The organism is Nocardioides sp. zg-DK7169 (assembly GCF_013155365.1).
Taxonomy (GTDB): Bacteria; Actinomycetota; Actinomycetes; order Propionibacteriales; family Nocardioidaceae; genus Nocardioides.
Genome location: NZ_JABJRA010000003.1, coordinates 251,176 through 275,666 on the forward strand (window position 1 = coordinate 251,176; position 24,491 = coordinate 275,666).

22 protein-coding genes are annotated in these 24,491 nt (G+C 72.0%); 19 read left to right on the forward strand and 3 right to left on the reverse strand.

The window, feature by feature from the left end:
• Positions 1-13 precede the first annotated feature (13 nt).
• Positions 14-1,252, forward strand: coding sequence for a cysteine--1-D-myo-inosityl 2-amino-2-deoxy-alpha-D-glucopyranoside ligase (mshC, locus tag HOQ23_RS06270; RefSeq protein WP_172212892.1), 1,239 nt, complete (start codon positions 14-16; stop codon positions 1,250-1,252).
• A gap of 126 nt (positions 1,253-1,378) precedes the next feature.
• On the opposite strand, the gene HOQ23_RS06275 is transcribed toward mshC, so the two are convergent.
• Positions 1,379-2,230 carry a PAC2 family protein gene (locus HOQ23_RS06275; protein WP_172212894.1) on the reverse strand — a complete coding sequence of 284 codons (852 nt, stop codon included), beginning with the start codon at positions 2,228-2,230 and terminating at the stop codon, positions 1,379-1,381.
• 141 nt (positions 2,231-2,371) lie between these two features.
• Between HOQ23_RS06275 and metH the strand changes: the two genes are divergently transcribed.
• Together metH and HOQ23_RS06285 are read left to right on the forward strand one after the other, a co-directional pair.
• Positions 2,372-6,112, forward strand: coding sequence for a methionine synthase (gene metH / locus HOQ23_RS06280; RefSeq protein WP_301539710.1), 3,741 nt, complete (start codon positions 2,372-2,374; stop codon positions 6,110-6,112).
• Positions 6,113-6,149: 37 nt separating this feature from the next.
• The gene (locus tag HOQ23_RS06285; protein ID WP_301539716.1) at positions 6,150-6,860 is read left to right on the forward strand and encodes an HAD family phosphatase; all 711 of its coding nucleotides are present in this window, start codon (positions 6,150-6,152) and stop codon (positions 6,858-6,860) included.
• Here the strand turns inward: HOQ23_RS06285 and HOQ23_RS06290 are convergent.
• On the reverse strand, positions 6,842-7,726 hold the full coding sequence (locus HOQ23_RS06290) for a PD-(D/E)XK nuclease family protein (protein WP_172213201.1): 885 nt from the start codon (positions 7,724-7,726) through the stop codon (positions 6,842-6,844). The genes HOQ23_RS06285 and HOQ23_RS06290 overlap by 19 nt on opposite strands.
• An 83-nt stretch (positions 7,727-7,809) precedes the next feature.
• Here HOQ23_RS06290 and HOQ23_RS06295 point away from each other — a divergent pair, with 83 nt between their 5' ends.
• The 3 genes from HOQ23_RS06295 (at position 7,810) to arc (ending at position 11,954) form a co-directional block, all read left to right on the forward strand.
• Positions 7,810-8,976 (forward strand): site-2 protease family protein, encoded by a 1,167-nt coding sequence (locus HOQ23_RS06295; protein WP_367650401.1) that lies wholly within the window; start codon positions 7,810-7,812, stop codon positions 8,974-8,976.
• Between the two features lie 128 nt (positions 8,977-9,104).
• Positions 9,105-9,989, forward strand: a complete 885-nt coding sequence (locus tag HOQ23_RS06300; RefSeq protein ID WP_216653831.1) for a tRNA (adenine-N1)-methyltransferase — start codon at positions 9,105-9,107, stop codon at positions 9,987-9,989.
• A 198-nt stretch (positions 9,990-10,187) separates the two neighbouring features.
• Positions 10,188-11,954: a proteasome ATPase gene (gene arc / locus HOQ23_RS06305; protein ID WP_253945227.1), complete on the forward strand. Its 1,767-nt coding sequence runs from the start codon at positions 10,188-10,190 to the stop codon at positions 11,952-11,954.
• Positions 11,955-12,004: 50 nt separating this feature from the next.
• On the opposite strand, the gene HOQ23_RS06310 is transcribed toward arc, so the two are convergent.
• Positions 12,005-12,652: a class I SAM-dependent methyltransferase gene (locus HOQ23_RS06310; RefSeq protein ID WP_172212898.1), complete on the reverse strand. Its 648-nt coding sequence runs from the start codon at positions 12,650-12,652 to the stop codon at positions 12,005-12,007.
• Positions 12,653-12,704: 52 nt separating this feature from the next.
• Between HOQ23_RS06310 and dop the strand changes: the two genes are divergently transcribed.
• From dop to HOQ23_RS06375, 13 genes are all read left to right on the forward strand, one after another.
• Entirely contained in the window at positions 12,705-14,216 is a 1,512-nt protein-coding gene (dop, locus tag HOQ23_RS06315; protein WP_216653755.1) for a depupylase/deamidase Dop, read from the forward strand.
• Between the two features lie 158 nt (positions 14,217-14,374).
• A complete protein-coding gene (locus HOQ23_RS06320; RefSeq protein ID WP_172212900.1) occupies positions 14,375-14,572 on the forward strand; it encodes a ubiquitin-like protein Pup in 198 nt (65 codons plus the stop codon).
• Positions 14,573-14,576: 4 nt separating this feature from the next.
• Complete coding sequence (gene prcB / locus HOQ23_RS06325) at positions 14,577-15,422, forward strand: proteasome subunit beta (RefSeq protein WP_172212902.1); 846 nt, start codon at positions 14,577-14,579, stop codon at positions 15,420-15,422.
• Positions 15,419-16,222 carry a proteasome subunit alpha gene (gene prcA, locus HOQ23_RS06330; protein ID WP_172212904.1) on the forward strand — a complete coding sequence of 268 codons (804 nt, stop codon included), beginning with the start codon at positions 15,419-15,421 and terminating at the stop codon, positions 16,220-16,222. The genes prcB and prcA overlap by 4 nt, the downstream gene beginning before the upstream one ends.
• Positions 16,223-16,381: 159 nt before the next feature.
• Positions 16,382-17,383: a hypothetical protein gene (locus tag HOQ23_RS06335; RefSeq protein WP_172212906.1), complete on the forward strand. Its 1,002-nt coding sequence runs from the start codon at positions 16,382-16,384 to the stop codon at positions 17,381-17,383.
• Positions 17,384-17,483: 100 nt separating this feature from the next.
• Positions 17,484-18,845 (forward strand): Pup--protein ligase, encoded by a 1,362-nt coding sequence (gene pafA, locus HOQ23_RS06340; protein WP_172212908.1) that lies wholly within the window; start codon positions 17,484-17,486, stop codon positions 18,843-18,845.
• A gap of 104 nt (positions 18,846-18,949) precedes the next feature.
• Complete coding sequence (locus HOQ23_RS21475) at positions 18,950-19,909, forward strand: FKBP-type peptidyl-prolyl cis-trans isomerase (protein ID WP_172212910.1); 960 nt, start codon at positions 18,950-18,952, stop codon at positions 19,907-19,909.
• A gap of 60 nt (positions 19,910-19,969) precedes the next feature.
• Positions 19,970-20,965 (forward strand): WYL domain-containing protein, encoded by a 996-nt coding sequence (locus HOQ23_RS06350; RefSeq protein WP_172212912.1) that lies wholly within the window; start codon positions 19,970-19,972, stop codon positions 20,963-20,965.
• Positions 20,962-21,948: a YafY family protein gene (locus HOQ23_RS06355; RefSeq protein WP_172212914.1), complete on the forward strand. Its 987-nt coding sequence runs from the start codon at positions 20,962-20,964 to the stop codon at positions 21,946-21,948. The genes HOQ23_RS06350 and HOQ23_RS06355 overlap by 4 nt, the downstream gene beginning before the upstream one ends.
• Before the next feature lie 55 nt (positions 21,949-22,003).
• On the forward strand, positions 22,004-22,285 hold the full coding sequence (tatA, locus tag HOQ23_RS06360) for a twin-arginine translocase TatA/TatE family subunit (RefSeq protein WP_216653756.1): 282 nt from the start codon (positions 22,004-22,006) through the stop codon (positions 22,283-22,285).
• A 5-nt stretch (positions 22,286-22,290) separates the two neighbouring features.
• Positions 22,291-23,136, forward strand: a complete 846-nt coding sequence (tatC, locus tag HOQ23_RS06365) for a twin-arginine translocase subunit TatC (RefSeq protein ID WP_253945228.1) — start codon at positions 22,291-22,293, stop codon at positions 23,134-23,136.
• Positions 23,133-23,567 (forward strand): hypothetical protein, encoded by a 435-nt coding sequence (locus tag HOQ23_RS06370; RefSeq protein WP_172212916.1) that lies wholly within the window; start codon positions 23,133-23,135, stop codon positions 23,565-23,567. The genes tatC and HOQ23_RS06370 overlap by 4 nt, the downstream gene beginning before the upstream one ends.
• Positions 23,568-23,607: 40 nt before the next feature.
• Positions 23,608-24,486: a diacylglycerol kinase gene (locus HOQ23_RS06375; protein WP_172212918.1), complete on the forward strand. Its 879-nt coding sequence runs from the start codon at positions 23,608-23,610 to the stop codon at positions 24,484-24,486.
• The last annotated feature ends 5 nt before the right edge of the window (positions 24,487-24,491 follow it).

Below are 24,491 nucleotides of genomic sequence, written 5' to 3' on the forward strand. Positions count from 1 at the left end.
TACAGTTCACCGCATGCGCGCCTGGTCCTCCCCGGAGATCCCGACCCTGCCCATCCAGGGCCCGCCGGTCACCCTCCACAACACCGCCACGGGCGGTCCGGTGACCACGCGGCCCGACGGCGCCGCCCGGCTCTACGTCTGCGGGATCACGCCGTACGACGCCACGCACCTCGGGCACGCCGCGACGTACCTCGGCTTCGACCTGCTCAACCGGGCCTGGCGCAACGCCGGGCACGAGGTCAGCTACGTGCAGAACGTCACCGACGTCGACGACCCGCTGCTGGAGCGCGCCGAGAAGGTGAAGGTCGACTGGGTCGAGCTCGCCGAGCGCGAGACCGAGCTGTTCCGCCAGGACATGACCGCGCTGCGCGTCATCGCCCCGGCCCACTACATCGGGGCCGTCGAGTCGATCCCGCTGGTGATCCGCCTCATCGAGCGCCTCCAGGCCGCCGGCGCGGTCTACCGCGTCGAGGACGACCTGTACATGTCGGTGACCGCCGACCCCGCCTTCGGCGAGGAGTCCGGGCTGTCGCGCGAGGAGATGCTGCGCATCTTCCCCGAGCGCGGCGGCGACCCCGACCGTCCCGGCAAGAAGGACCCCCTCGACTGCGTCGTGTGGCGCGGCGAGCGTCCCGGCGAGCCGGCCTGGCCCAGCCCCTTCGGCCCCGGTCGCCCCGGCTGGCACATCGAGTGCACCGCGATCGCGCTGGAGCACCTCGGTGCCGCCTTCGACGTCCAGGGCGGCGGCAGCGACCTGGTCTTCCCGCACCACGAGATGTGCGCGGGCCACGCGCAGGTCGCGGACCCCGCGCACCGCTTCGCGCAGGTCTACGCCCACGCCGGCATGGTCGCCTACGACGGCGAGAAGATGTCGAAGTCGCGCGGCAACCTGGTCTTCGTCTCCGCGCTGCGCAACAGCGACGTCGACCCGATGGCGATCCGCCTGGCGCTGCTGCGCCACCACTACCGCAGCGACTGGGAGTGGACCGACGCCGAGCTCTGGAACGCCGTCGACACCCTCGCCGACTGGCGCCGTGCCCTGGCACTCGGTGCCGGCGCCCCCGCCGAGCCGGTCGTGCGCGAGGTCCTCGCGGCCTGCGCCGACGACCTGGACGCCCCCCGCGCCCTCGCCGCCGTGGACGCCTGGGTGCGCGCCACCCTCGGCACCGACGGCCTCGCCGACACCAGCGACCCCGACGCCGCCCACACGGTCTACACCGCCCTCGACGCCGCCCTCGGCCTGGCGCTCTGACGCCGGGCGGGCGCCCGCGTCGGGGCGCCTGGGTGCAACGTTTGGTCCCCAACGACAACGAAACCGCCCCGGAAGCTGTCGTTTGGGACCAAACGACGACCTCCGGGGGCAGCGCCGCCGGCAGCGTCAGTCGTCCCCGCCCTGGCGGCGCTTGAGGTACCGCTCGAACTCCCGCGCGATCGCCTCACCGGTCGCCTCGGGCAGGTCGGTGGTGTCGCGGGTCTCCTCCAGGGAGCGGACGTAGTCGGCGATGTCCTCGTCCTCCTCGGCGAGCTCGTCGACCCCGCGCTCCCAGGCGCGGGCGTCCTCGGGGAGGTCGCCGAGCGGGATGCTGACCTCGAGCAGGTCCTCCAGCTGGCGCACCAGCGCGAGCGTCGCCTTGGGGCACGGCGGCTGCGCGACGTAGTGGGGGACCGCCGCCCAGTACGACACGGCCGGGACGTCGAGGAGCACGCAGGCGTCCTGGAAGACCCCGACGATGCCGGTCGGTCCCTCGTACGTCGACTGCTCGAGGCGCAGCCGGTCGACCAGCTCGGGCTCGGTCGCCGTACCGGTGACGGGGATGGAGCGGGTGTGCGGGGCGTCGGCGAGCAGCGCGCCGAGGGTGATCACCAGCTCGCCGCCGAGCTCGTCGCAGGCGGCGAGCAGCTCGGCGCAGAACTGGCGCCAGCGCATGTTGGGCTCGATGCCGCGGATCAGGATGACGTCGCGGTCCAGGTCCGGGGGAGAGGCGACCGCGATCCGGGTGGTGGGCCAGCTGACCCGGCGGTGCCCGTTGGCGTCGGTGCCGATCACGGGGCGGTTGACCTGGAAGTCGTAGAACTCCTCGGGGTCGATCGCCCCCACCACCCGCGCGCCCCACACGTCGATCAGGTGGTCGACGACGGAGGATGCCGCGTCGGCAGCGTCGTTCCACCCCTCGAAGGCGGCGATCACCACCGGGGCGACGAGGTCGGGCAGCTCATCGATCTCGATCACCCACCCAGCCTAGTCAGGAGCGGCGATTTCGCCGCCGCGCCGGCCCGGTGTCACGATCTGGTCTGTTCGTCCAGCACGTGGACATACCTTCTTACGCTGGAGGACCGGCCGGGACCCACCGGCCTCTCGAGAGGAGTCACGTTGAGCGATCCGGCCTTCGAGCCGTTCCTGCGCCCCGATGCCACGGAGGCGCTGACCGTGATGCTGCGCGAGCGGATCATGGTGCTGGACGGTGCGATGGGAACCGCGATCCAGCGTGACCGTCCCGACGAGTCCGGCTACCGCGGCGAGCGGTTCGCCGACTGGCCCAGCGACCTGCAGGGCAACAACGACCTGCTGACGCTCACCCAGCCGGAGATCATCCGCGACATCCACGAGGAGTACCTCGCGGCGGGCGCGGACATCATCGAGACCAACACCTTCAACGCCAACGCGATCTCGCTGGCCGACTACGGCATGGAGGAGCTCGCCTACGAGCTCAACTACTGCGCCGCCCGACTGGCCCGCGAGGCCGCGGACGCGCACGCCACCGAGGACCGGCCCCGCTACGTCGCCGGCGCCCTGGGCCCGACCACCCGGACCGCCTCCATCTCCCCGGACGTCAACGACCCCGGCGCGCGCAATGTCAGCTTCGACCGGCTCGTCGAGGCCTACCTCGTCGCCGGCCGCGGCCTGCTCGACGGCGGCTCCGACCTGGTCTTCGTCGAGACGATCTTCGACACCCTCAACGCCAAGGCCGCGATCTTCGCCCTGGAGACCCTCTTCGAGGAGTACGGCCGCCGCTGGCCCGTCGTCATCTCCGGCACCATCACCGACGCCTCCGGGCGCACCCTGACCGGCCAGACCACCGAGGCCTTCTGGGCCTCGATCCGGCACGCCCGGCCGCTCGCCGTCGGCCTGAACTGCGCCCTCGGCGCGACCGAGATGCGCCCCTACATCGCCGAGCTGGCGCGGATCACCGACTCGTTCGTGTCCTGCTACCCCAACGCCGGCCTGCCGAACGCGTTCGGCGAGTACGACGAGGCCGCGGCCGAGACCGCCGCGGTCGTGGCGGAGTTCGCCGGGGCCGGGTTCGTCAACCTGGTGGGCGGCTGCTGCGGCACCACCCCCGCCCACGTCGCCGCGATCGCCGAGGCCGTGGCCGACAAGGCGCCCCGGGTGCCGGCCCCCGTCGAGCCCGCGCTGCGCCTCTCCGGCCTGGAGCCGTTCACCGTCCGCGACGACAGCCTGTTCGTCAACGTCGGCGAGCGCACCAACATCACCGGCTCGGCCCGCTTCCGCAACCTGATCAAGGCCGGCGACTACGACGCCGCGCTGTCGGTGGCCGCCCAGCAGGTCGAGAACGGCGCGCAGGTCATCGACATCAACATGGACGAGGGGATGATCGACGGCGTCGCGGCCATGGACCGCTTCACCCGCCTCATCGCCAGCGAGCCCGACATCAGCCGCGTGCCGGTGATGGTCGACTCCTCCAAGTGGGAGGTGATCGAGGCCGGACTGAAGAACATCCAGGGCAAGGCCGTGGTCAACTCCATCTCCCTGAAGGAGGGCGAGGAGGCGTTCGTCGCCCACGCCCGCCTGTGCCGCAAGTACGGTGCCGCCGCGGTCGTCATGGCCTTCGACGAGGACGGCCAGGCCGACAGCCTGGAGCGCCGTACCGCGATCTGCGAGCGCGCCTACCGGATCCTGGTCGACGAGGTCGGCTTCCCGGCCGAGGACATCATCTTCGACCCGAACGTCTTCGCGGTGGCCACCGGCATCGAGGAGCACGCGTCGTACGGCCTGGACTTCATCGAGGGCACCCGCTGGATCAAGGAGAACCTGCCGCACGCGAAGGTCTCCGGCGGCATCTCCAACGTCAGCTTCAGCTTCCGGGGCAACAACCCGGTCCGCGAGGCGATCCACGCGGTCTTCCTGTTCCACGCGATCGCCGCCGGGCTCGACATGGGCATCGTGAACGCCGGTGCGCTGGTGGTCTACGACCAGGTCGACCCCGAGCTGCGCGAGCGCATCGAGGACGTCGTGCTCAACCGCCGCCCCGACGCCGCCGAGCGGCTCCTGGAGGTCGCGGAGGGCCACAACAGGGCGGCCGCGCAGGACGAGGCGACCGCCGAGGAGTGGCGCAGCCTGCCGGTCGGCGAGCGGATCACCCACGCGCTGGTCAAGGGCATCGACGCCCACGTCGAGGCCGACACCGAGGAGCTGCGCGCCCTCATCGCCGCCCGTGGGGGCCGGCCGATCGAGGTCATCGAGGGCCCCCTGATGCAGGGCATGGACGTGGTCGGCGACCTGTTCGGCGCCGGCAAGATGTTCCTGCCGCAGGTGGTGAAGTCGGCGCGGGTGATGAAGAAGGCCGTCGCCTACCTGATCCCGTTCATCGAGCAGGAGAAGATCGACAACCCCGCGCTCGCCACCGCCAAGGAGACCAACGGCACCATCGTCATGGCGACGGTGAAGGGCGACGTCCACGACATCGGCAAGAACATCGTCGGTGTGGTGCTGCAGTGCAACAACTTCGAGGTCATCGACCTCGGCGTGATGGTCCCCGCGCAGAAGATCCTCGACACCGCCCGCGAGGTCGGCGCCGACATCATCGGCCTGTCCGGCCTGATCACCCCGTCGCTGGACGAGATGGTCACCGTGGCCGGGGAGATGCAGCGCCTCGGGATGGAGATCCCGCTGATGATCGGCGGCGCGACCACCTCGCGCGCCCACACCGCGGTCAAGATCGACCACAAGTACGACGGCCCCGTCGTGTGGGTCAAGGACGCCTCGCGGTCGGTGCCCACCGCCGCGTCGCTGCTGCACCCGGAGCGTCGCACGACGCTGATGGCCGACGTGCAGGCCGACTACGACTCGCTGCGCACCCGGCACGCCGCGAAGAGCGACCGCCCGCAGCTGAGCTACGCCGACGCGGTCGCCAACGCCACCCCGATCGACTGGACCGGGTACGAGCCGCCGGCGCCGCGCACCCCGGGCGTCCACGTGCTGCGCGACTACCCGATCGCCGAGCTGCGCGAGTACATCGACTGGCAGCCGTTCTTCAACGCCTGGGAGATGAAGGGCCGCTTCCCCGACATCCTCAACAACCCCACCACCGGGGAGACCGCGCGCAGGCTGTACGCCGACGCCAACGAGATGCTGGACCGCATCATCGCCGAGGGTTGGCTCACCGCCCAGGGCGTGTACGGCCTGTTCCCCGCGGCCTCGCGCGGCGACGACGTCGTCGTGTACGCCGACGAGGAGCGCTCCGAGGTCCGCGCGGTGCTGCACCAGCTGCGCCAGCAGGGCAAGCACCGCGACGGCGTGCCGAACCGGTCCCTGGCCGACTACGTCGCGCCCGCCGAGACCGGCCTGCCCGACCACGTCGGCGGCTTCGCCGTGACCGCCGGCATCGGGCTGCCCGAGAAGGTCCAGCAGTTCAAGGACGACCTCGACGACTACAACGCGATCCTGGTCGAGGCCCTGGCCGACCGCCTCGCCGAGGCCTTCGCCGAGCGGCTGCACCAGCGGGTGCGCACCGAGTTCTGGGGCCACGTCGACAGCGAGCAGCTGTCCAACGAGGACCTGATCGCGGAGAAGTACACCGGCATCCGCCCCGCGCCCGGCTACCCCGCCTGCCCCGACCACACCGAGAAGACCACCCTGTGGGACCTCCTCGACGTCGAGGCGAACACCGGCATCCAGCTCACCGAGTCGATGGCCATGTGGCCGGGTGCCTCGGTCTCCGGCGTCTACTACAGCCACCCCGACGCGCAGTACTTCGTCGTCGGCCGGCTCGGCCGCGACCAGGTCGAGGCCTACGCCGAGCGCAAGGGCTGGTCCCTCGCGGAGGCCGAGAAGTGGCTTTCGCCCAACCTCGGCTACGACCCCGATGACTGAGCCGGACGACGAGCGCCGACGGGCCGAGGACGCACGTTTGGTCCCCAACGACAACGAAACCGGCCGAAACGATGTCGTTGGGGACCAAACGTCGCTGCCCGCGGCGGTCCTGTGGGACATGGACGGCACCCTCGTCGACACCGAGCCGGCCTGGGTGGCGGCGGAGACGGCGCTGGCGCACCGGCACGGGGCGGAGTGGACCGAGGCCGACGGGCTCAGCCTGGTCGGCAACAGCCTGCTGACCTCGGCCGGCTACATCCGCGAGCGGATGGGCCTGGACCTCACCCCGGAGGAGATCGTCGAGGAGCTGCTCGACGGTGTCGTCGCCAGCGTGCGCGAGTCGGTGCCGTGGCGCCCGGGGGCGCGCGAGCTTCTCGAGGAGCTGCACGCGCGCGGCGTCCCGTGCGCGCTGGTCACGATGTCCTACGAGCGGCTGGTGGCGCCGATCCTGGGGCACCTGCCCGCGGACACCTTCGACGTGGTGATCACCGGCGACAAGGTGAGCTACGGCAAGCCGCACCCGGAGCCGTACCTCTCCGCGGCCGCGGCGCTCGGGCTCGACCCGGCGGACTGCGTCGCGATCGAGGACTCCTCGACCGGGGCGACCTCGGCGGAGGCCGCGGGGTGCACCGTGCTCGTCGTGCAGAACCACGTCGCCGTGCCGCCCGGTCCGCGCCGGGTGTTCCGCGACTCGCTCACCGAGCTCGACGGCCCCGCCCTCGCCCGCCTTCAGTCCGAGCTGGGCTGAACCGGCTCGACGAGCACCCGCTCCTCGGCGACGACCGGCAGCGGCGGGGGAGTGCCGCCGTACGCCGGGCAGATGGCCTGGTGCGCGCACCAGGCACACAGCCGGCTGCGGTTCGGGCGCCAGTCGCCGGTCTCGCCGGCCTCCCGGATCGCGCGCCAGACCGCCTCGACCTTGCGCTCGGTGGCGCGCAGGTCCTGCTCGTCGGGGACGTAGCGCAGGATCTCGCCGCTGCCGAGGTAGATCAGCTGCAGCATCGCCGGCATCACGCCGCGGGCGCGCCACACGACCAAGGCGTAGAACTTCATCTGGAACAGGGCCTTGGCCTCGTAGTCCGGCCCCGGCGCCTTCCCGGTCTTGTAGTCCACCAGCCGGATCGCCCCGTCCGGCGCGACGTCCACGCGGTCGATGAAGCCGCGCAGCAGCAGCCGGGAGTCCAGCAGCGTCTCGACGTAGAGCTCGCGCTCGGCGGGCTCGAGGCGGCGGGGGTCCTCGAGGGTGAAGTACCGCTCCAGGACGCTGCGGCACGAGGCCAGCCAGGGCGCCAGCGCGGGCCCCTCGGCGCCGAAGAGCGCACGCAGCTCCGGCTCGGTCGCGCAGATCTGCTCCCACGACGGCTCCAGGAGCTCCTGCGCGCGCTCCGGCGTCCGCTCGGGTGCGGGAAGCTCGAAGATGTCCTCGAGCACCTTGTGCACCAGCGTGCCGCGCACCGCATCGGGCGACGGCGGCTCCGGCAGCCGGTCCACCGTGCGGAAGCGGTAGAGCAGCGGACAGGTCAGGAAGTCGCCCGCACGGCTGGGGGAGAGCGCGCCGAGGACGTCGACCCCGTCGACCGGGGTCGAGTGCCTGTCGGCCGGCGACGCGGGCAGCTCCTCCACGCCCAGGACACTAGGCGACCGCGCCGACAGTCCCGTCCGCCGCCCGACTGGCAGCCGTCGGATAGCGTCAAGGCGTGGCCGATCATCCCGACCCTCCTCCGAGCAACGCCCCGACCCGCTCCCCGGCCCGCCCAACTGGGACGTTCAAGGTCGGCACCGTCGCCGGGAGCGACGTCCTCGTCTCCTCGACCTGGTTCATCGTCGCCGCGCTGATCGCGCTCGTGCTGGCGCCCGCCGTCGACGAGGTGCAGCCCGGGCTGGGCGCGCTGAAGTACGTCGCCGGCGTGGCCTTCGCCGTCGTCCTGTACGGCTCGGTGCTGCTGCACGAGGCCTCGCACGCGGTGATGGCCAAGCACTACGGCTTCCGGGTCACCTCGATCACCCTGCACTTCCTCGGCGGCATGACCGCGATCGAGGGTGAGGCCCGCACCCCGCGCCAGGAGTTCTGGATCGCCGTGGTCGGGCCGCTCACCTCGATCGCCGTCGGCCTGGCCGCCGGCGCGCTGTGGTTCGTGGTCCCCGGCGGGCTGATCGGGATGGCCGTCGGCGGCCTGGCCAGTGCCAACCTGCTCGTCGGCGTGCTCAACCTGATCCCCGGCCTGCCGCTGGACGGCGGCCGGGTGCTGAAGGCCGCGGTCTGGCAGCTGACCGGCAACCGCCACAAGGGCGGCATCGCCGCCGGCTGGGGCGGCCGGGTCACCGCCGCGCTGATCCTGCTGTGGCCGGTCGCCCTGGAGGTCCTCTTCGGCATCGAGCCGCAGATCGTGGACTTCATCCTGGCCTTCATCATCGGCCTGTTCCTGTGGACCGGCGCCTCCGCCTCGATCGCGACCAGCCGCGTCCGCGCGCGCCTGCCGCGGCTGCGGCCCCGCCCGCTCGCGCGGCGCAGCGTGATGGTGCCCGAGGACCTGCCGCTCGCCGAGGCGGTACGCCGCGCGCAGGCCGCGCAGGCCGGGGGCGTGGTCACGGTGGCCCCCAACGGCGAGCCCGTCGGGCTGGTCAACGAGGCCGCGCTCCTCGCCGTACCGGAGGAGCGGCGCCCCTGGGTGCCGGTCTCCTCGGTCGCGCGCACCCTCGAGCCGGGCCTGCGCCTGGACGCCGACATCGACGGCGAGCAGCTGCTCGCCGCCATCAACCGGACCCCGGCCACGGAGTACCTGCTCGTCGAGCCCGACGGCTCGGTGTACGGCGTACTGGTCACTGCCGACGTCGAGGCGGCGTTCCAGCGGGCCGCACACTAAAGTGGCTGCCCGTGCCTGACGCCGAGCTCGACGCCGCCGTGCCCCCTTCCGACGCCACCCCGGACTCCGGGTCCGAGACGGCCCCCGACGTCACCCCCGAGGCCTGGTCCGGCGTCCACCGCGGTCCGCTGCGCGCCGGGGAGTGGGTGCGCCTGCTGGACCAGAAGGGCCGGCGCCACAACTTCGAGCTGGTCCCGGGCAAGCGGTTCTTCTCCAACCGCGGCCACCTCGAGCACGACGAGCTGATCGGGCGCGAGGAGGGCTTCACCGTCACCTCCTCCGCCGGCGGGGAGTACCTCGTCTTCCGCCCGCTGCTCTCGGAGTTCGTGGTCTCGATGCCACGCGGCGCCGCGGTCGTCTACCCCAAGGACGCCGCCCAGATCGTGGCGATGGCCGACATCTTCCCGGGGGCCCACGTGGTCGAGGCCGGGGTCGGCTCGGGCGCGCTGACCTGCTCGCTGCTGCGCGCCGTCGGCCCGCACGGCAAGGTCACCTCCTACGAGCGCCGCGAGGAGTTCGCCGACGTCGCGCGCCGCAACGTCACCCAGTTCTTCGGCGGCGAGCACCCCGCCTGGGACCTGCGGCTCGGCGACCTGGCCGAGGCGCTGCCCGCCTCCGGCGAGCGCTGCGACCGGATCATCCTCGACATGCTCGCGCCCTGGGAGTGCCTGGACGCCGCCGCCGACGCGCTGCTGCCCGGCGGCATCGTGTGCGCCTACGTCGCCACCACCACCCAGCTGTCCCGGTTCGTCGAGACCGTCCGCATCCACGGCGGCTTCACCGAGCCCCAGCCCTGGGAGTCGCTGGTGCGCGACTGGCACGTCGAGGGCCTCGCCGTGCGCCCCGGGCACAAGATGATCGGCCACACGGCGTTCCTCGTCACCGCGCGGCGCATGGCCCCCGGCCAGCGCCCGCCGCTGAAGAAGCGCCGTCCCGCCCCCGGCGCGTACGGCCCGGACTACACCGGTCCGCGGCCCGCGGGGGTCCCGATCGAGGCCGCCGAGGGCGAGTGACGCTCGCCTGAGGGCGACGTTTGGTCCCCAACGACAACGATCCGGACCTTCGGGCTGTCGTTGGGGACCAAACGTCCACTCGAGGCCTCCCGGAAGGCCCCCCTCCACCGGGACCGAATCGTGACCTTCGCGGCCATTCGGCCCCTTCCGCGGCACCTCCGCGCGGGTATGGTCGCCAGCACACAGGAGGTGGCGCTGATGACATCGGACAACCCGTTCGGGATGGACCAGGCCAGCACGGGCGGACCCGCCCGCGACGATCTTGCACGCCAGGTGCGTTACCTGGAGTCGGAGGTGGCCGACCTCCGCCGACGGTTGAGCGAGGCACCCGACGGCTCGCGGGGCCTCGAGCTCCGGCTGGCCGACGCGGAGCGCTCGCTCGCGGCGATGAGCAGCCAGAACGAGCGGCTCGCCCAGACGCTGCGCGAGGCGCGCGACCAGATCCTCAAGCTCAAGGAGGAGGTCGACCGGCTGGCGCTGCCGCCGGCGACGTTCGGCACCTTCTTGGAGCGCAACGACGACGACACCGTCGACATCCTCACCGGCGGCCGCAAGCTGCGCGTCACGGTGAGCCCGAGCCTGGCTGCGGAGGAGTTCGTGCCCGGCCAGGAGCTGCTGCTCAACGAGGCGCTCAACGTCGTCGACGCGCTGGCCTACGAGAAGGTCGGCGAGGTGGTGATGTTCAAGGAGCTGCTCGCCGACGGCGAGCGGGTCCTGGTCATCGCCAACGCCGACGAGGAGCGCGTCGTCCGCCTCGCCGAGCCGCTGCTGCGCGAGACCATCCGCGCCGGCGACAGCCTGCTGCTCGACGCCCGCGCCGGCTACGCCTACGAGAAGGTGCCGAAGTCCGAGGTCGAGGAGCTCGTCCTCGAGGAGGTCCCGGACATCGACTACGCCGCGATCGGCGGTCTGGGCAACCAGATCGAGATGATCCAGGACGCCGTCGAGCTGCCGTACCTCTACCCCGAGCTGTTCGCCGAGCACCGCCTCAAGCCGCCCAAGGGCGTGCTGCTCTACGGCCCGCCCGGCTGCGGCAAGACGCTGATCGCCAAGGCGGTCGCGAACTCGCTGGCCAAGAAGGTCGCGGCGCGCACCGGGCAGGAGGGGAAGTCCTACTTCCTCAACATCAAGGGCCCCGAGCTGCTCAACAAGTACGTCGGGGAGACCGAGCGCCACATCCGCCTGGTCTTCCAGCGGGCGCGGGAGAAGGCGAGCACCGGCACCCCGGTGATCGTGTTCTTCGACGAGATGGACTCGCTGTTCCGCACCCGCGGCACCGGGGTGTCCTCCGACGTCGAGAACACCATCGTCCCGCAGTTGCTCAGCGAGATCGACGGCGTCGAGCTGCTCGAGAACGTGCTGGTCATCGGTGCCTCCAACCGCGAGGACATGATCGACCCCGCGATCCTGCGGCCCGGTCGCCTGGACGTGAAGATCAAGATCGAGCGCCCCGACGCCGAGGCGGCCCGCGACATCTTCAGCAAGTACCTCGTGCCCGACCTGCCGCTGCACGCCGAGGACCTCACCGAGTTCGGCGGGGACCGGCAGGCGTGCGTGGACGCGATGATCCAGGCCACGGTGGAGCGGATGTACACCGAGACCGAGGAGAACCGCTTCCTCGAGGTCACCTACGCCAACGGCGACAAGGAGGTCCTGTACTTCAAGGACTTCAACTCCGGCGCGATGCTGCAGAACATCGTGGACCGGGCCAAGAAGATGGCGATCAAGGACTACATCGACCACGGCCAGCACGGGCTGCGCGTCTCGCAGCTGCTCCAGGCATGCGTCGACGAGTTCAAGGAGAACGAGGACCTTCCCAACACCACCAACCCCGACGACTGGGCGCGGATCTCGGGCAAGAAGGGCGAGCGGATCGTCTTCATCCGCACGCTGGTCACCGGCAAGCAGGGCACCGAGCCGGGACGGTCCATCGACACCGTCTCCAACACCGGCCAGTACCTCTGAGCCACGCCGTCGGGCACCCGGCCTGCGCGCCGGGTGCCCGACGCGCGTGTTCAGCCGGCGGCCGGGCCGCTCGCCGTACCGGTGCGCGCCCGGCCGTGGTGGAGGTAGCCCCACGGGCGCCCGAGCGCGGGTCCGGGGAGGTATCCGCCGCGCAGGGTCACGTCGCTCAGCCCGGCCTCCTCGAGCAGGGCCGCCGGGTCCCGGGTCAGGTGACATCCCCCGCACACGCACCGCTGGAGCGGCTCGCAGCGCCGCTGCCAGCGCGCCACCGACCCGTCGGGGGCGGACCCGTGCTCGAGCAGGTGCAGCGACGCGCCCGGGCGCAACACCCGGGCCACCTCCCGCAGCGCTCGGACCGGGTCGGGGATGGTGCACAGCGAGAACGTCGACAGCGCCGCGTCGTACGACGCCGTCTCCGCGGGGATCCCCTGGGCGTCGAGGCCGAGGCGGCGTACCGGCACCGGGGAGGCCGCGCGCCGTGCCGCGCTGAGCCGCCAGGCGGCGTCGACCGGCTCCACGGCGTCCACGCCGCTGACGCCGGCCGGCAGGTGGGCCAGGTTGAGCCCGCTGCCGAACCCGATCTCCAGGACCCGCCCGTGCAGCCCCCGGCAGGTCCGCTCGCGCAGCGGGTCCAGACCGGGCGCGCGCAGGGAGCGGTCGGTCAGCCGCGGGAGCACGTGCCCCGTCCAGAGCCCCATGTCGTGACTCTAGGCCCGGGAATCGAGGCGCCGGGTCCCGTAGGCTCGAAGGATGAGCGTGCGCCGGGTGATGGGAACCGAGATCGAGTACGGCATCTCCGTGCTCGGCCAGCCGTTGGCCAACCCGATGGTGGCCTCCACCCAGGTGGTCAACGCCTATGCGTCCTCGACGCTGCGCGCCCGGCGGGCGCGGTGGGACTTCGAGGAGGAGTCGCCGCTGCGCGACGCGCGGGGCTTCGACATGTCACGCCAGGTCGCCGACGCCAGCCAGCTCACCGACGAGGACCTCGGCTTGGCCAACGTCATCCTCACCAACGGCGCGCGGCTCTACGTCGACCACGCCCACCCGGAGTACTCCTCCCCGGAGGTGACCACCCCGCTGGACGCGGTGCGCTGGGAGAAGGCGGGAGAGCAGATCATGCTCGACGCCCAGCGCCGGGCCGGGCAGATCCCCGGCAGCGCGCCGATCGCGCTGTACAAGAACAACACCGACAACAAGGGCGCGTCGTACGGCGCCCACGAGAACTTCCTGATGCGCCGCGCCACGCCGTTCGGCGACATCGTGCGCCACCTGACGCCGTTCTTCGTGAGCCGCCAGGTGGTCTGCGGCGCGGGGCGGGTCGGGATCGGCCAGGACGGACGCGAGCACGGCTTCCAGGTCAGCCAGCGCGCCGACTTCTTCGAGGTCGAGGTCGGCCTCGAGACCACCTTGAAGCGCCCGATCATCAACACCCGCGACGAGCCGCACGCCGACCCCGAGAAGTACCGGCGCCTGCACGTGATCATCGGCGACGCCAACCTCTCGGAGATCTCGACGTACCTCAAGGTCGGCACCACCTCGCTGGTGCTGGCGATGATCGAGGACGGCTTCATCACCCGCGACCTGTCCGTCGACGGGCCGGTGCGGGCGCTGCGCGCGATCTCCCACGACCCGACGCTGCGCCAGACCCTGCGCCTGAAGGACGGGCGCACCCTGACCGGCGTCCAGCTGCAGATGGAGTACCTCGACCTGGCCAAGAAGTACGTCGAGGACCGCTTCGGCGCCGACGCGGACGCCCAGACCGTCGACGTGCTGGCCCGCTGGGAGTCGGTGCTGGACCGCCTCGAGCGGGACCCGATGCTGTGCGCCACCGAGCTGGACTGGGTGGCGAAGCTGAAGCTGCTCGAGCAGTACCGCCAACGCGATGGCCTGGACTGGGACTCCGCGAAGCTGCAGCTCATCGACGTGCAGTACTCCGACATCCGCCCCGAGAAGGGGCTCTACCACCGCCTCGTCGCCGGCGGTCGGATCCAGCGGCTCCTCGACGACACCCAGATCGAGGCGGCCATGCACGAGCCGCCCGCCGACACCCGCGCCTACTTCCGTGGCCGCTGCCTGGAGAAGTACGCCGAGCACGTCGCCGCCGCCTCGTGGGACTCGGTGATCTTCGACCTCCCCGGCCGCGACTCCCTCCAGCGCGTCCCCACCGCCGACCCGCTGCGCGGCAGCCGCGCGCACGTGGGGGAGCTGCTCGACCGCTGTAAGACCGCCACGGACCTGTTCGCCGTGCTCACGCGGTCCTGAGGGTTGACGGACCCGGCGGCGCACGTTTGGTCCCCAACGACATCGATCCGGGGGTTTTCGTTGTCGTTTGGGACCAAACGACAACCAGATGGCGCCGCTCGGCGATTCCTGCCGCTCGAGGCACCTCACGACACCCACGGAGTGGATAGGGTCGATCCATGGCACAGGAGCAGAAGCAGCCGCGGAAGTCCTCGGAGACTGACGAAGCGGTCGAGGTCACCCCGGAGAGCGACGTCGCCGAGCGCAAGGAGACCCTCGACGGCGAGGTCGACGACATCCTGGACGAGATCGACGACGTGCTGGAGTCCAACGCCGAGGACTTCGTGAAGTCCTTCATCCAGAAGGGCGGGGAGTGAGCGCGTGAACGACCCTCGTCTCCCTCCCGCCTACCTGCGCCCCGGGGTGTCCTCGTTCAGCGAGTTCCTCGCCGGGCAGTCCCCGGACCTGCTGCCGGGTGGCCGCGCGCTGCCCGCCGGCCAGGCCGGTGACCTCGCGCCGCACGGCACCACCATCGTCGCGCTGACCTTCCCCGGGGGCGTCGTGCTCGCCGGCGACCGGCGCGCCACGATGGGCAACATCATCGCCCAGCGCGACATCGAGAAGGTCTTCGCCACCGACGAGTTCACCGCCGTCGGCATCGCCGGCACCGCGGGGATCGCGGTCGAGCTGGTCCGTCTCTTCGGCGTCGAGCTCGAGCACTACGAGAAGATCGAGGGCACCACCCTCTCGATGGACGGCAAGGCCAACCGGCTCTCCGCCCTGATCCGTGGCAACCTCGCGCTGGCCATGCAGGGCCTCGCCGTCGTACCGCTGCTGGTCGGCTACGACGTACCGGCCGGCGCCGGGCGGATCTTCAGCTACGACGTCACCGGCGGGCGCTACGAGGAGACCGGGTTCCACTCGGTCGGCTCCGGCTCGCTGTTCGCGCGCGGCGCGCTGAAGAAGCTCTACCGCAGCGACATGCGCGAGGACGAGGCGGTCATGACCGCCATCCAGGCGCTCTACGACGCGGCCGACGACGACTCCGCCACCGGCGGGCCGGACGTCACCCGGCGGATCTTCCCGATCGTGCACGTCATCACCAACGAGGGCGGGCGCAGCCTGCCCGAGGCCACCGTCGCCGAGGTCGCCGACCGGATGATCGCGGCCCGCATGTCCCGTCCCGACGGCCCGCTGGCGGGCCTTCCCGGAGGTCCCGTCGCATGAGCATGCCTTTCTACGTCTCGCCCGAACAGCAGATGAAGGACCGGGCGGACTTCGCGCGCAAGGGCATCGCGCGCGGCCGCTCGGTGGTGGCGGTGCAGTACGCCGGCGGCATCCTCTTCGTCTCCGAGAACCCCTCCCAGGCGCTGCACAAGGTCTCCGAGATCTACGACCGGATCGCCTTCGCGGCGGTGGGGCGCTACAACGAGTTCGAGAACCTTCGCATCGCCGGGGTCCGCCTCGCCGACATGCGGGGATACGCCTACGACCGCCGTGACGTCACCGGGCGCGGCCTGGCCAACGCCTATGCCCAGACCCTCGGCACGATCTTCTCCAGCGGCGGCGAGAAGCCCTACGAGGTCGAGCTCTTCGTCGCGGAGATCGGCGACACCCCCGAGGAGGACCAGATCTTCCGCCTCACCTACGACGGCCAGGTCGCCGACGAGCACGGGTACGCCGTGATGGGCGGCGCCGCGGAGTCGGTGGCGAGCTACCTCAAGGAGCGCTACTCCACGGGCGCCTCGCTGGATGACGCCCTGCACCTCGCCGTCTCCGCCCTCGGCCACAACGACACCGAGGACCGGGTGATCCCGGTGGACGACCTCGAGGTCGCGGTGCTCGACCGCACCCGCACGCAGACGCGCAAGTTCCGTCGCCTCAGCCCCTCGCGCCTCGACACGATGCTCGGCGACCGGGTGCCCTCCGCCGGCGCGGTCACCACACCCGCCGCACCGGAGGCGCCGGGTGCCACCGGTCCGCAGCCGGGCGAGCCGGATCCGCCGGTGGCGCCGCCAGTCAGCTAGTCGACCTCCGGGCGACGTTTGGTCCCCAACGACAGCATTCCGTGCCGTTTCGTTGTCGTTGGGGACCAAACGTCGTTCCTTTCGTCCCCGCGGCCCGCTGCCTCCACAGCCCGGCAGTCGCCCGGTTTCGCGCCACCTCGCTGGCCGCACGATCTGGGGGTGGCAGCGCACCGGACCGACGAGGCTCCCCGACACGACGAGGTCGTGCGTGGGCAGGTGCGGCTGACCGCGTTCCGCCGGGTCAGCCACGGCCTCTACCTCCGCAGGTCCCACGGCCTGGGGAACGAGGAGGAGTTCCTCCGCGAGCTCCGTGCCTGGGTGCAGGTGCTCCCGCCAGGAGCGGTGTTCACCCACCTCACCGCCGCGCGCCTGCGCGGGTGGCGGCTGCCCGCCGTACCGGAGCAGGTCCCCGTGTTCGCGGCAGTGCGCGGCACCGAGCGCCGTCCCCGCCGCCCAGGTCTCATCTGCTCGCGTCTCGTCGCCCGCGGGCTCGGCCCACCCGATCCGATAGAGCTCCGGCGCGGACTGCCGGTCGACTCCGCCGAGGAGATCGTCCTGCGCGCCGCCCGCGACCTCGGCGTGCTCGACCTGGTGATCATGATCGACTCCGCCCTCGAGGCTGGCGACCTCGACCACGAGCGCATGCAGGCGGTGCTGGCCAGCGGGCGCCCCGGCGTACGCGTCGCCCGCACCGCGTACGAGCTCGCCACCCCGCGCTGCGAGTCGGCGGGGGAGACCGTGCTGCGGCTGTTCCACCAGCAGATGGAGGTCGACGTCGAGCCGCAGGTCGAGCTGTACGACGCCGCGGGCACCTTCATCGGCCGCGTGGACCTGTTGGTGCCGGCGATCGGCGCGGTCCACGAGTACGACGGGGCGGGGCACCGCGGGCAGGTCCAGCACCGCAACGACCTGCGGCGCGAGCGCGGCTGGAGCGGGACCGGCTACCACCGGCGCGGCTTCGTCCTGGACGACCTGCTCAACCACGCAGCCGTCGTGATGCACGAGCTGGACCGCGCGCTGGCGAGGCCGCACGACGCGCGCCGGATCGCGCGGTGGCGCCGCCTGGTGGCCAACTCCCTCTACGACGAACGCGGTCGCGAGCGGATCCTGAACCGCTGGCAGCGGGCCATGGGGTTCGACGATTGGTCACGTACGACATGAAATCGGGGGCTGAGGCTGCCGTTGGGGACCAAACCACGACCCGCCACCCCTCCGTGTCGCACATCACACCCACCACCCACCAGCGCACTACTGTGGGCCCATGGAGCGGCGGATCTTCGGGATCGAGAACGAGTACGGCGTGACGTGCACGTTCCGGGGGCAGCGGCGGCTGAGCCCGGACGAGGTGGCGCGGTACCTGTTCCGCAAGGTGGTGAGCTGGGGGCGCAGCAGCAACGTGTTCCTGCGCAACGGCGCGCGGCTCTACCTCGACGTCGGGAGCCACCCGGAGTACGCCACGCCGGAGTGCGACGACGTCACGGAGCTGGTGGCGCACGACAAGGCCGGGGAGCGGGTGCTGGAGGGGCTGCTGCTGGACGCCGAGCAGCGCCTGCACGACGAGGGGATCGCCGGGGAGATCTACCTGTTCAAGAACAACACCGACTCCGCGGGCAACTCCTACGGCTGCCACGAGAACTACCTGGTCAGCCGGGCGGGGGAGTTCAGCCGGCTGGCCGACGTGCTGATCCCGTTCCTGGTGACCCGCCAGATCGTGGTGGGCGCCGGCAAGATCACCCAGACCCCGCGCGGGGCGTCGTACAGCGTCAGCCAGCGCGCGGAGCACATCTGGGAGGGCGTGAGCAGCGCGACCACCCGCAGCCGCCCGATCATCAACACCCGCGACGAGCCGCACGCGGACGCCGAGAAGTACCGCCGCCTGCACGTCATCGTCGGGGACTCCAACATGAGCGAGACCACCACGATGCTCAAGGTCGCCTCCTGCGACCTGGTGCTGCGGATGATCGAGGAGGGCGTGGTGATGCGCGACCTCACGATGGAGAACCCGATCCGCGCGATCCGCGAGATCTCCCAGGACGTCACCGGGCGCCGCAAGATCCGCCTGGCCAACGGCCGCGAGGCCAGCGCGCTGGACATCCAGGGCGAGTACCTCGCCAAGGCCCGCGAGTTCGTGGACCGCCGCCAGCTCAGCACCCCGGTCATCGAGCGCACCTTGGACCTGTGGGAGCGCGGGCTCAAGGCGGTGGAGGCCGACGACCTGGGCCTGGTCGACACCGAGATCGACTGGGTGATCAAGCTCAAGCTGATCGAGGCCTACCGCGCCAAGCACGGCCTGTCGCTGGGCCACCCGCGCATCGCCCAGCTGGACCTGACCTACCACGACATCCGCCGCAACCGAGGCCTGTACTACCTGCTCGAGAAGCGCGGCCAGGTAGCCCGGGTCACCAGCGACCTGCGCATCTTCGAGGCCAAGACGGTTCCGCCGCAGACCACCCGGGCCCGGCTGCGCGGGGAGTTCATCCGCCGCGCCCAGGAGCGACGCCGCGACTTCACCGTCGACTGGGTGCACCTCAAGCTCAACGACCAGGCCCAGCGCACCGTGCTGTGCAAGGACCCCTTCCGCGCGTACGACGACCGGGTGCAGCGCCTCATCGACGGCATGTGAGCCCGCCGCCCGGCGCACCGGTGCAGGTTCCTCTCAGCATCGGCGTCTAGTGTTCGCCTCGCCCGATTCCCGAGCACCGACTCCCGAGCCGATTGGTGATCCACGTGTCGCGACGCCTGCGCCGCCTGCCCGCACTCCTCGCCCCGCTCCTCCTGCTTCCCGCGCTCGCCGCGTGCGGTGAGGACGACGCAGCGACCTCCGCCTCCGCCGACGACCTGATCGCGTCGCTCAGCATCAAGGGCGAGCCCGGCAAGGCCATCCGGGTCGGCTGGGACGGTCGCGTCGAGATGGACAAGGGCAGCGACACCACCGTGCTCTCCGAGGGCGACGGCGAGGAGGTGGCCGCCGGCAACGAGGTCACCGCCCACATCTGGATCGGCAACGGCTACACCGAGACGAAGTCGTTCAGCACCTACGACTCCAAGGCGCCCCAGGCGCTGACCCTCGACGACACCCTCGCCGATGGCTTCCGCGACAGCCTGGAGGGCCAGCAGGTCGGCTCCCGCATCGCCACCGTCGCGGTCGCGGACGAGTTCTTCGGCGCCGGCGGCAACCCGTCGCTGCAGATCGCCAACAAGGACACCATCGTGGTGGTCATGGACATCCTGTCCACCGCGGAGGTCCTCGACGAGCCGCAGGGCAAGGAGCAGGCCGCACCGGCCTGGGCCCCCGAGCTGGTCACCAACGACAGCGGCGACGTCACCGGGCTCGACTTCACCGACGCCCCGAAGCCGAACGGCAAGCTGCGCGCCGCCGACCTGGTCGTCGGCGACGGCGCGAAGGTCGAGAGCGGCCAGACCATCAAGGTCAACTACCTGGGCCAGGTGTACGGCGGCAAGGCGCCGTTCGACGAGTCGTTCTCCAAGAGCCCGGCGTCCTTCGCGATCGGCGCGGGCCAGGTCATCAAGGGCTGGGACAAGGCCCTGGTGGGCCGCACCATCGGCAGCCGCGTGCTGGTCGCGATCCCGCCGGCCTGGGGATACGGCGAGAAGGGCCAGCCGGCCGCGGGCATCAAGGGCACCGACACCCTCTACTTCGTCGTGGACGTCCTCGCCGCGTCCTGACCCGTTCGGTGGGGTCGTGGGCGAGAATGAGGGTGTGCGGATCGACGAAGGAGGAGCAGCGTGACGGTGGCCAAGAGTGAGCGGCTGCTCAACCTGCTGATCATGCTGCTCGTCCAGCGCCGCCCGGTGCCCAAGCAGCGGATCCGCTCGATCCTCTACCCCGACTCCACCCTCGAGGCGTTCGAGAAGATGTTCGAGCGCGACAAGGAGGAGCTGCGCAGCCTCGGCGTACCCGTCGAGGTCGACCAGATCGACCCGCTCTTCGACGACGAGCCGGGCTACCGGATCTCGCCCGATGACTTCGCACTTCCGGAGATCGACCTGCGCCCCGACGAGGCGGCGGTGATCGGGCTGGCGACCCGGGTGTGGCAGCACGCCCGGCTCGCCTCCGCCACCAGCGACGCCGTCCGCAAGCTCAGCGCGGCCGGCATCGACGTCGACACCACCGCCCTCGACATCGTCGAGCCGCGGCTCAGCGCCGACGAGCCGTCCTTCGACGTCTTCTGGGAGGCCACCCAGGAGCGCAGCGCGGTCTCCTTCGACTACGCCCGCCCCGGCCAGGACGAGGTCACTCGGCGCCACCTCCAGCCGTGGGGCGTGGTGCGCTACTCCGGGCGCTGGTACGTCGTGGGCCTCGACACCGACCGCGGCGCGGAGCGCGTCTTCCGGCTCTCCCGGGTCCGCGGTCAGGCGAAGCGCCAGGGCCGGCCCGGGGCGTACGACGTGCCGGCCGGCACCGACGTGCGCGAGGTGGCGCGGCGTCTCGCCCCGGCGCCCACGATCGAGCACGCCGTCCTGCTGGTCCGCGAGGGCGCCGGCCACGCGCTGCGGCGCGGCGTGGACTCCGTGGAGACCGACGTGCCCGGGCCCGACACCCGCACCCGATGGGACCGGGTCTCCCTGACCCGCAGCCTCGGCCTGGTCGACGAGGTGCTGGGCCACGGCGCGGACGTCGTCGTGGAGTCCCCGGACACCGTGCGCCAAGCCGTCATCCACCGTCTCCGGGCGGCCCTCGAGCAGCCGCAGGAGCACGCCGCGGCGGAGGAGAGCGCATGAGCCAGGCCCCGCTGGGCGCCAAGGAGCAGGTGGCCCGCCTGCTGACCCTGGTGCCCTACCTGCACGCCCGCGACGGCGTCCGCCTCGAGGACGCCGCGCGTGCCCTCGGCGTGGCGCCCAAGCAGCTGCTCAAGGACCTCAAGGTCCTGCTGATGTGCGGCCTGCCGGGCGGCTACCCCGACGACCTGATCGACGTCGACCTCGACGCCCTCGAGGACCCCGACGGCGACGGCGTCATCCGGGTCTCCAACGCCGACTACCTCGCCCGGCCGCTGCGCCTGACCCCGACCGAGGCCACCGCGGTGATCGTCGCGCTGCGTGCGCTGCGCAACGGCGCGGGCGCCGAGACCCGCGAGGTGGTCGACCGCGCGCTGGCCAAGCTGGAGGCCGCGGCCGCGGAGGGCACCGCCGCACCCCGGATCGACCCGGGCACCGACGCCGTGGACGCCGACCAGGCGCTGCTGGCCCGCCGCCTGCAGGATGCCGCCGACCGCGGCCGCCAGGTCCGGCTGACCTACTTCGTGCCCTCACGCGACGAGGAGTCCGACCGGGTCGTCGACCCGCGCGGCGTCGTGACCTCCCGTGGCGTGGACTACCTCGACGCCTGGTGCCACTCCGCCGAGGCGCCGCGGCTGTTCCGCCTGGACCGGATCAGCTCCGCGGACGTCCTCGACGAGCCGGTCGTCTCCGAGCCGGCTGCGCCGCGCGACCTGTCGGCGGGCATGTTCAGCCCCTCCAGCGACACCCTGCCCGTCACGCTGCACCTGGACCCGGCCGCGCGCTGGGTGGTCGAGTACTACCCGGTCGAGGCGGTCCGCCCCCGCGAGGACGGCGGCGCCGAGGTCGACCTCCTCGTCGCTGACCACCAGTGGCTGACCCGGCTGCTGCTGCGGGTCGCCCCGCACGCCCGGGTGGTGCGCCCCGAAGGGATCGCCGAGGAGTTCCGCGCCGTGGCGCAAGACGCGCTCGGGCTCTACCGATGACGCCGCGTAGACTGGCGAGGCCGACAACACGCGCAACCAGGACCGTGAGGACACCATGATCACCCCGCTCATCGCAGGCCTCGGCACCACCGAGCTGCTCATCATCCTCGCCGTCCTGGTGCTGCTCTTCGGCGCCAGCAAGCTCCCGGAGCTGGCCCGCGGCAGCGGCCGCGCGCTGCGGATCTTCAAGGCCGAGACCAAGGGCCTGATGGACGACGACGACGAGGTCAAGACCCCCGAGCAGCGCGAGATCGAGGCCCGCCAGGCGCTGCTCGACCAGGACCGCCTCGCCGCGGAGCGCGAGGCCGAGCGCCGTCGCCGCGGCGACACGGCCTGAGCCGCTTGTCCGCGCTCTCCGGGTTCGTACGCCTCTACTCCGCCCGACCCCAGCACCCGGTCGGTCCGGACGGCCGGATGCCGCTGTCGGACCACCTGCGTGAGGTCCGGGCCCGGCTGCTCCGCTCCGCGACCGTGCTGGTCGTGGCGTTCGTCGCCGCGCTGTTCGTCTACGAGCAGCTGCTCGACCTGGTGCTCGACCCGTACAACGACGCGCGCGCCGCGCTGCCGGAGTCGGTCGAGACCAAGGCCTACATCGCCAGCGCCGGGGGCCCGCTGCTGCTGCAGCTGAAGCTGTGCGGCGTGGCCGCCATCGTGGTCTCCAGCCCGTACTGGCTCTACCAGATCTGGGCGTTCATCCTCCCGGGCCTGCACCCGGGGGAGAAGCGCTGGACGCGGCTGTTCGCCGCCGTCGCGGGGCCGCTGTTCATCGCCGGCGTCGCGCTCGGCTACTACGTGCTCCCCAAGGGCCTCGAGGTCCTGATCGGGTTCACCCCCGACGGCCTGGAGAACCTCGTCGAGTTCGGCGAGTACTTCAGCTTCTTCACCCGGATGATGCTGGTGTTCGGCATCGCGATGGAGATCCCGCTCTTCGTCATCATGCTCAACCTGGCCGGCGTGCTCAGCGGCAAGGTGCTGGCGCGGTACCGCAACTGGATCATCATCGGCACCTTCGTCTTCGCCGCCGTCGCGACGCCGTCGACCGACCCGTTCTCGATGCTGATGCTCGCGGTGCCGATGCTGGTGCTGTTCCTGGTCGCCGAGGCCGTCTCGCGCCTGATCGACCGCCGCCGCGGCCGGGGGGCGCACGGCACCGACCAGTGGTCCGACGACGAGGTCTCCACCCTGTGAGCGGCCCGACCAGCTCCCCGGTCGTGCTCCTCGGCGAGCTCGACCCGTTCGACCTGCCCGACTGGCTGGGCACCTCGGACGTCACCTGGACCCCCGGGTCCGGGCTCCGCGCCGGGCACCTGGTCGCCGGCGTCCTGCAGCACGCCGCGGGGGAGGACAGCGTGGGCTGCGACCTGCTCGCCGTCGACGCGGCGTACCCCGTCCCGGTGGCCGGCGACGCCGACCGCACCCGCACCCACCAGGCCTGGCACCGCGGCGAGGTCCACCTGGTCCGCCGCGAGGACCGGCTCACCCTCGCCGTGCCCGGCACCGGCTTCACCGCTGACCTGGTGCTGGACGCCCTGAGCCGGCTCGCCCGCGCGGTCGGCGCGACCCCGGAGCGCTACAGCGCCTGCCTGCGGATCGGCGAGAGTGCGGGGCGCAGGCCCTGAGGTCCGTCCGGCGACGGCGGCGATGGCCTAGGGTGCGGCGGTGACCGGCCGGCGCGACATCGCAGTCCTCAGCAACCCCAGCGCGGGCAAGGGACGCGGCGCGCGCACCCGCGCGCTCACCGTCGCCCGGCTGCGGGAGGCCGGCATCCACGTGCGCGACCTCGCCGGCGCGGACGCCGACGAGAGCACCGACCTGGTCCGCGGCGCGGTCGCCGACGGCGTGGACGCGGTGGTCGCGGTCGGCGGCGACGGGCTGGTCCACCTCGCGGTGCAGGCCGTGGCCGGCACCGCGGTGCCGCTCGGCATCGTCCCGGCCGGCACCGGCAACGACGCCGCGCGTGCCCTCGCCATCTCCCCCGGGGACCCCGCCGCCGCGGTGCAGCGGGTGGTGGCCGGACGCACCCGGACGGTCGACCTGGCCCGCAGCGGCGCGACGTACTACACCACCGTGCTGTGCGCCGGATTCGACGCGGTGGTCAACGAGCGTGCCAACTCGATGACCTGGCCGCGCGGCCAGATGCGCTACAACCTGGCCACCGTCGCCGAGCTGCGCACCTTCCGCCCGCTGTCCTACGTCCTGGACCTGGACGGGGAGGTGGTGCGCACCGACGCGATGCTCGTGGCCGTCGGCAACGGGCCCTCCTTCGGCGGCGGGCTGCGGATCACCGAGGGCGCCTCGCTCGAGGACGGCCTGCTCGACGTCGTGGTGATCAAGCCGATCAGCAAGGCCTCGCTGGTGCGGACCTACCCCAAGCTGTTCCGCGGCACCCACGTCACCCACCCGCAGTACGAGCGTCACCTCGTGCGCCGGGTGACCATCGCCGCGCCGGGCATCGTGACCTACGCCGACGGGGAGCGCTTCGGGCCGCTGCCGCTCACCGTGGAGTGCGCACCGGGCGCCCTCACCGTGCTGTCGTGAGCCTC

Coding starts and splice junctions, on each gene's coding strand:
- mshC (WP_172212892.1), top strand. CDS start 14: ATGCGCGCCTGGTCCTCCCCGGAGATCCCGACCCTGCCCATCCAGGGC.
- arc (WP_253945227.1), top strand. CDS start 10,188: ATGACATCGGACAACCCGTTCGGGATGGACCAGGCCAGCACGGGCGGA.
- HOQ23_RS06310 (WP_172212898.1), bottom strand. CDS start 12,652: ATGGGGCTCTGGACGGGGCACGTGCTCCCGCGGCTGACCGACCGCTCC.
- dop (WP_216653755.1), top strand. CDS start 12,705: ATGAGCGTGCGCCGGGTGATGGGAACCGAGATCGAGTACGGCATCTCC.
- HOQ23_RS06320 (WP_172212900.1), top strand. CDS start 14,375: ATGGCACAGGAGCAGAAGCAGCCGCGGAAGTCCTCGGAGACTGACGAA.
- prcA (WP_172212904.1), top strand. CDS start 15,419: ATGAGCATGCCTTTCTACGTCTCGCCCGAACAGCAGATGAAGGACCGG.
- pafA (WP_172212908.1), top strand. CDS start 17,484: ATGGAGCGGCGGATCTTCGGGATCGAGAACGAGTACGGCGTGACGTGC.
- HOQ23_RS06355 (WP_172212914.1), top strand. CDS start 20,962: ATGAGCCAGGCCCCGCTGGGCGCCAAGGAGCAGGTGGCCCGCCTGCTG.
- tatA (WP_216653756.1), top strand. CDS start 22,004: ATGATCACCCCGCTCATCGCAGGCCTCGGCACCACCGAGCTGCTCATC.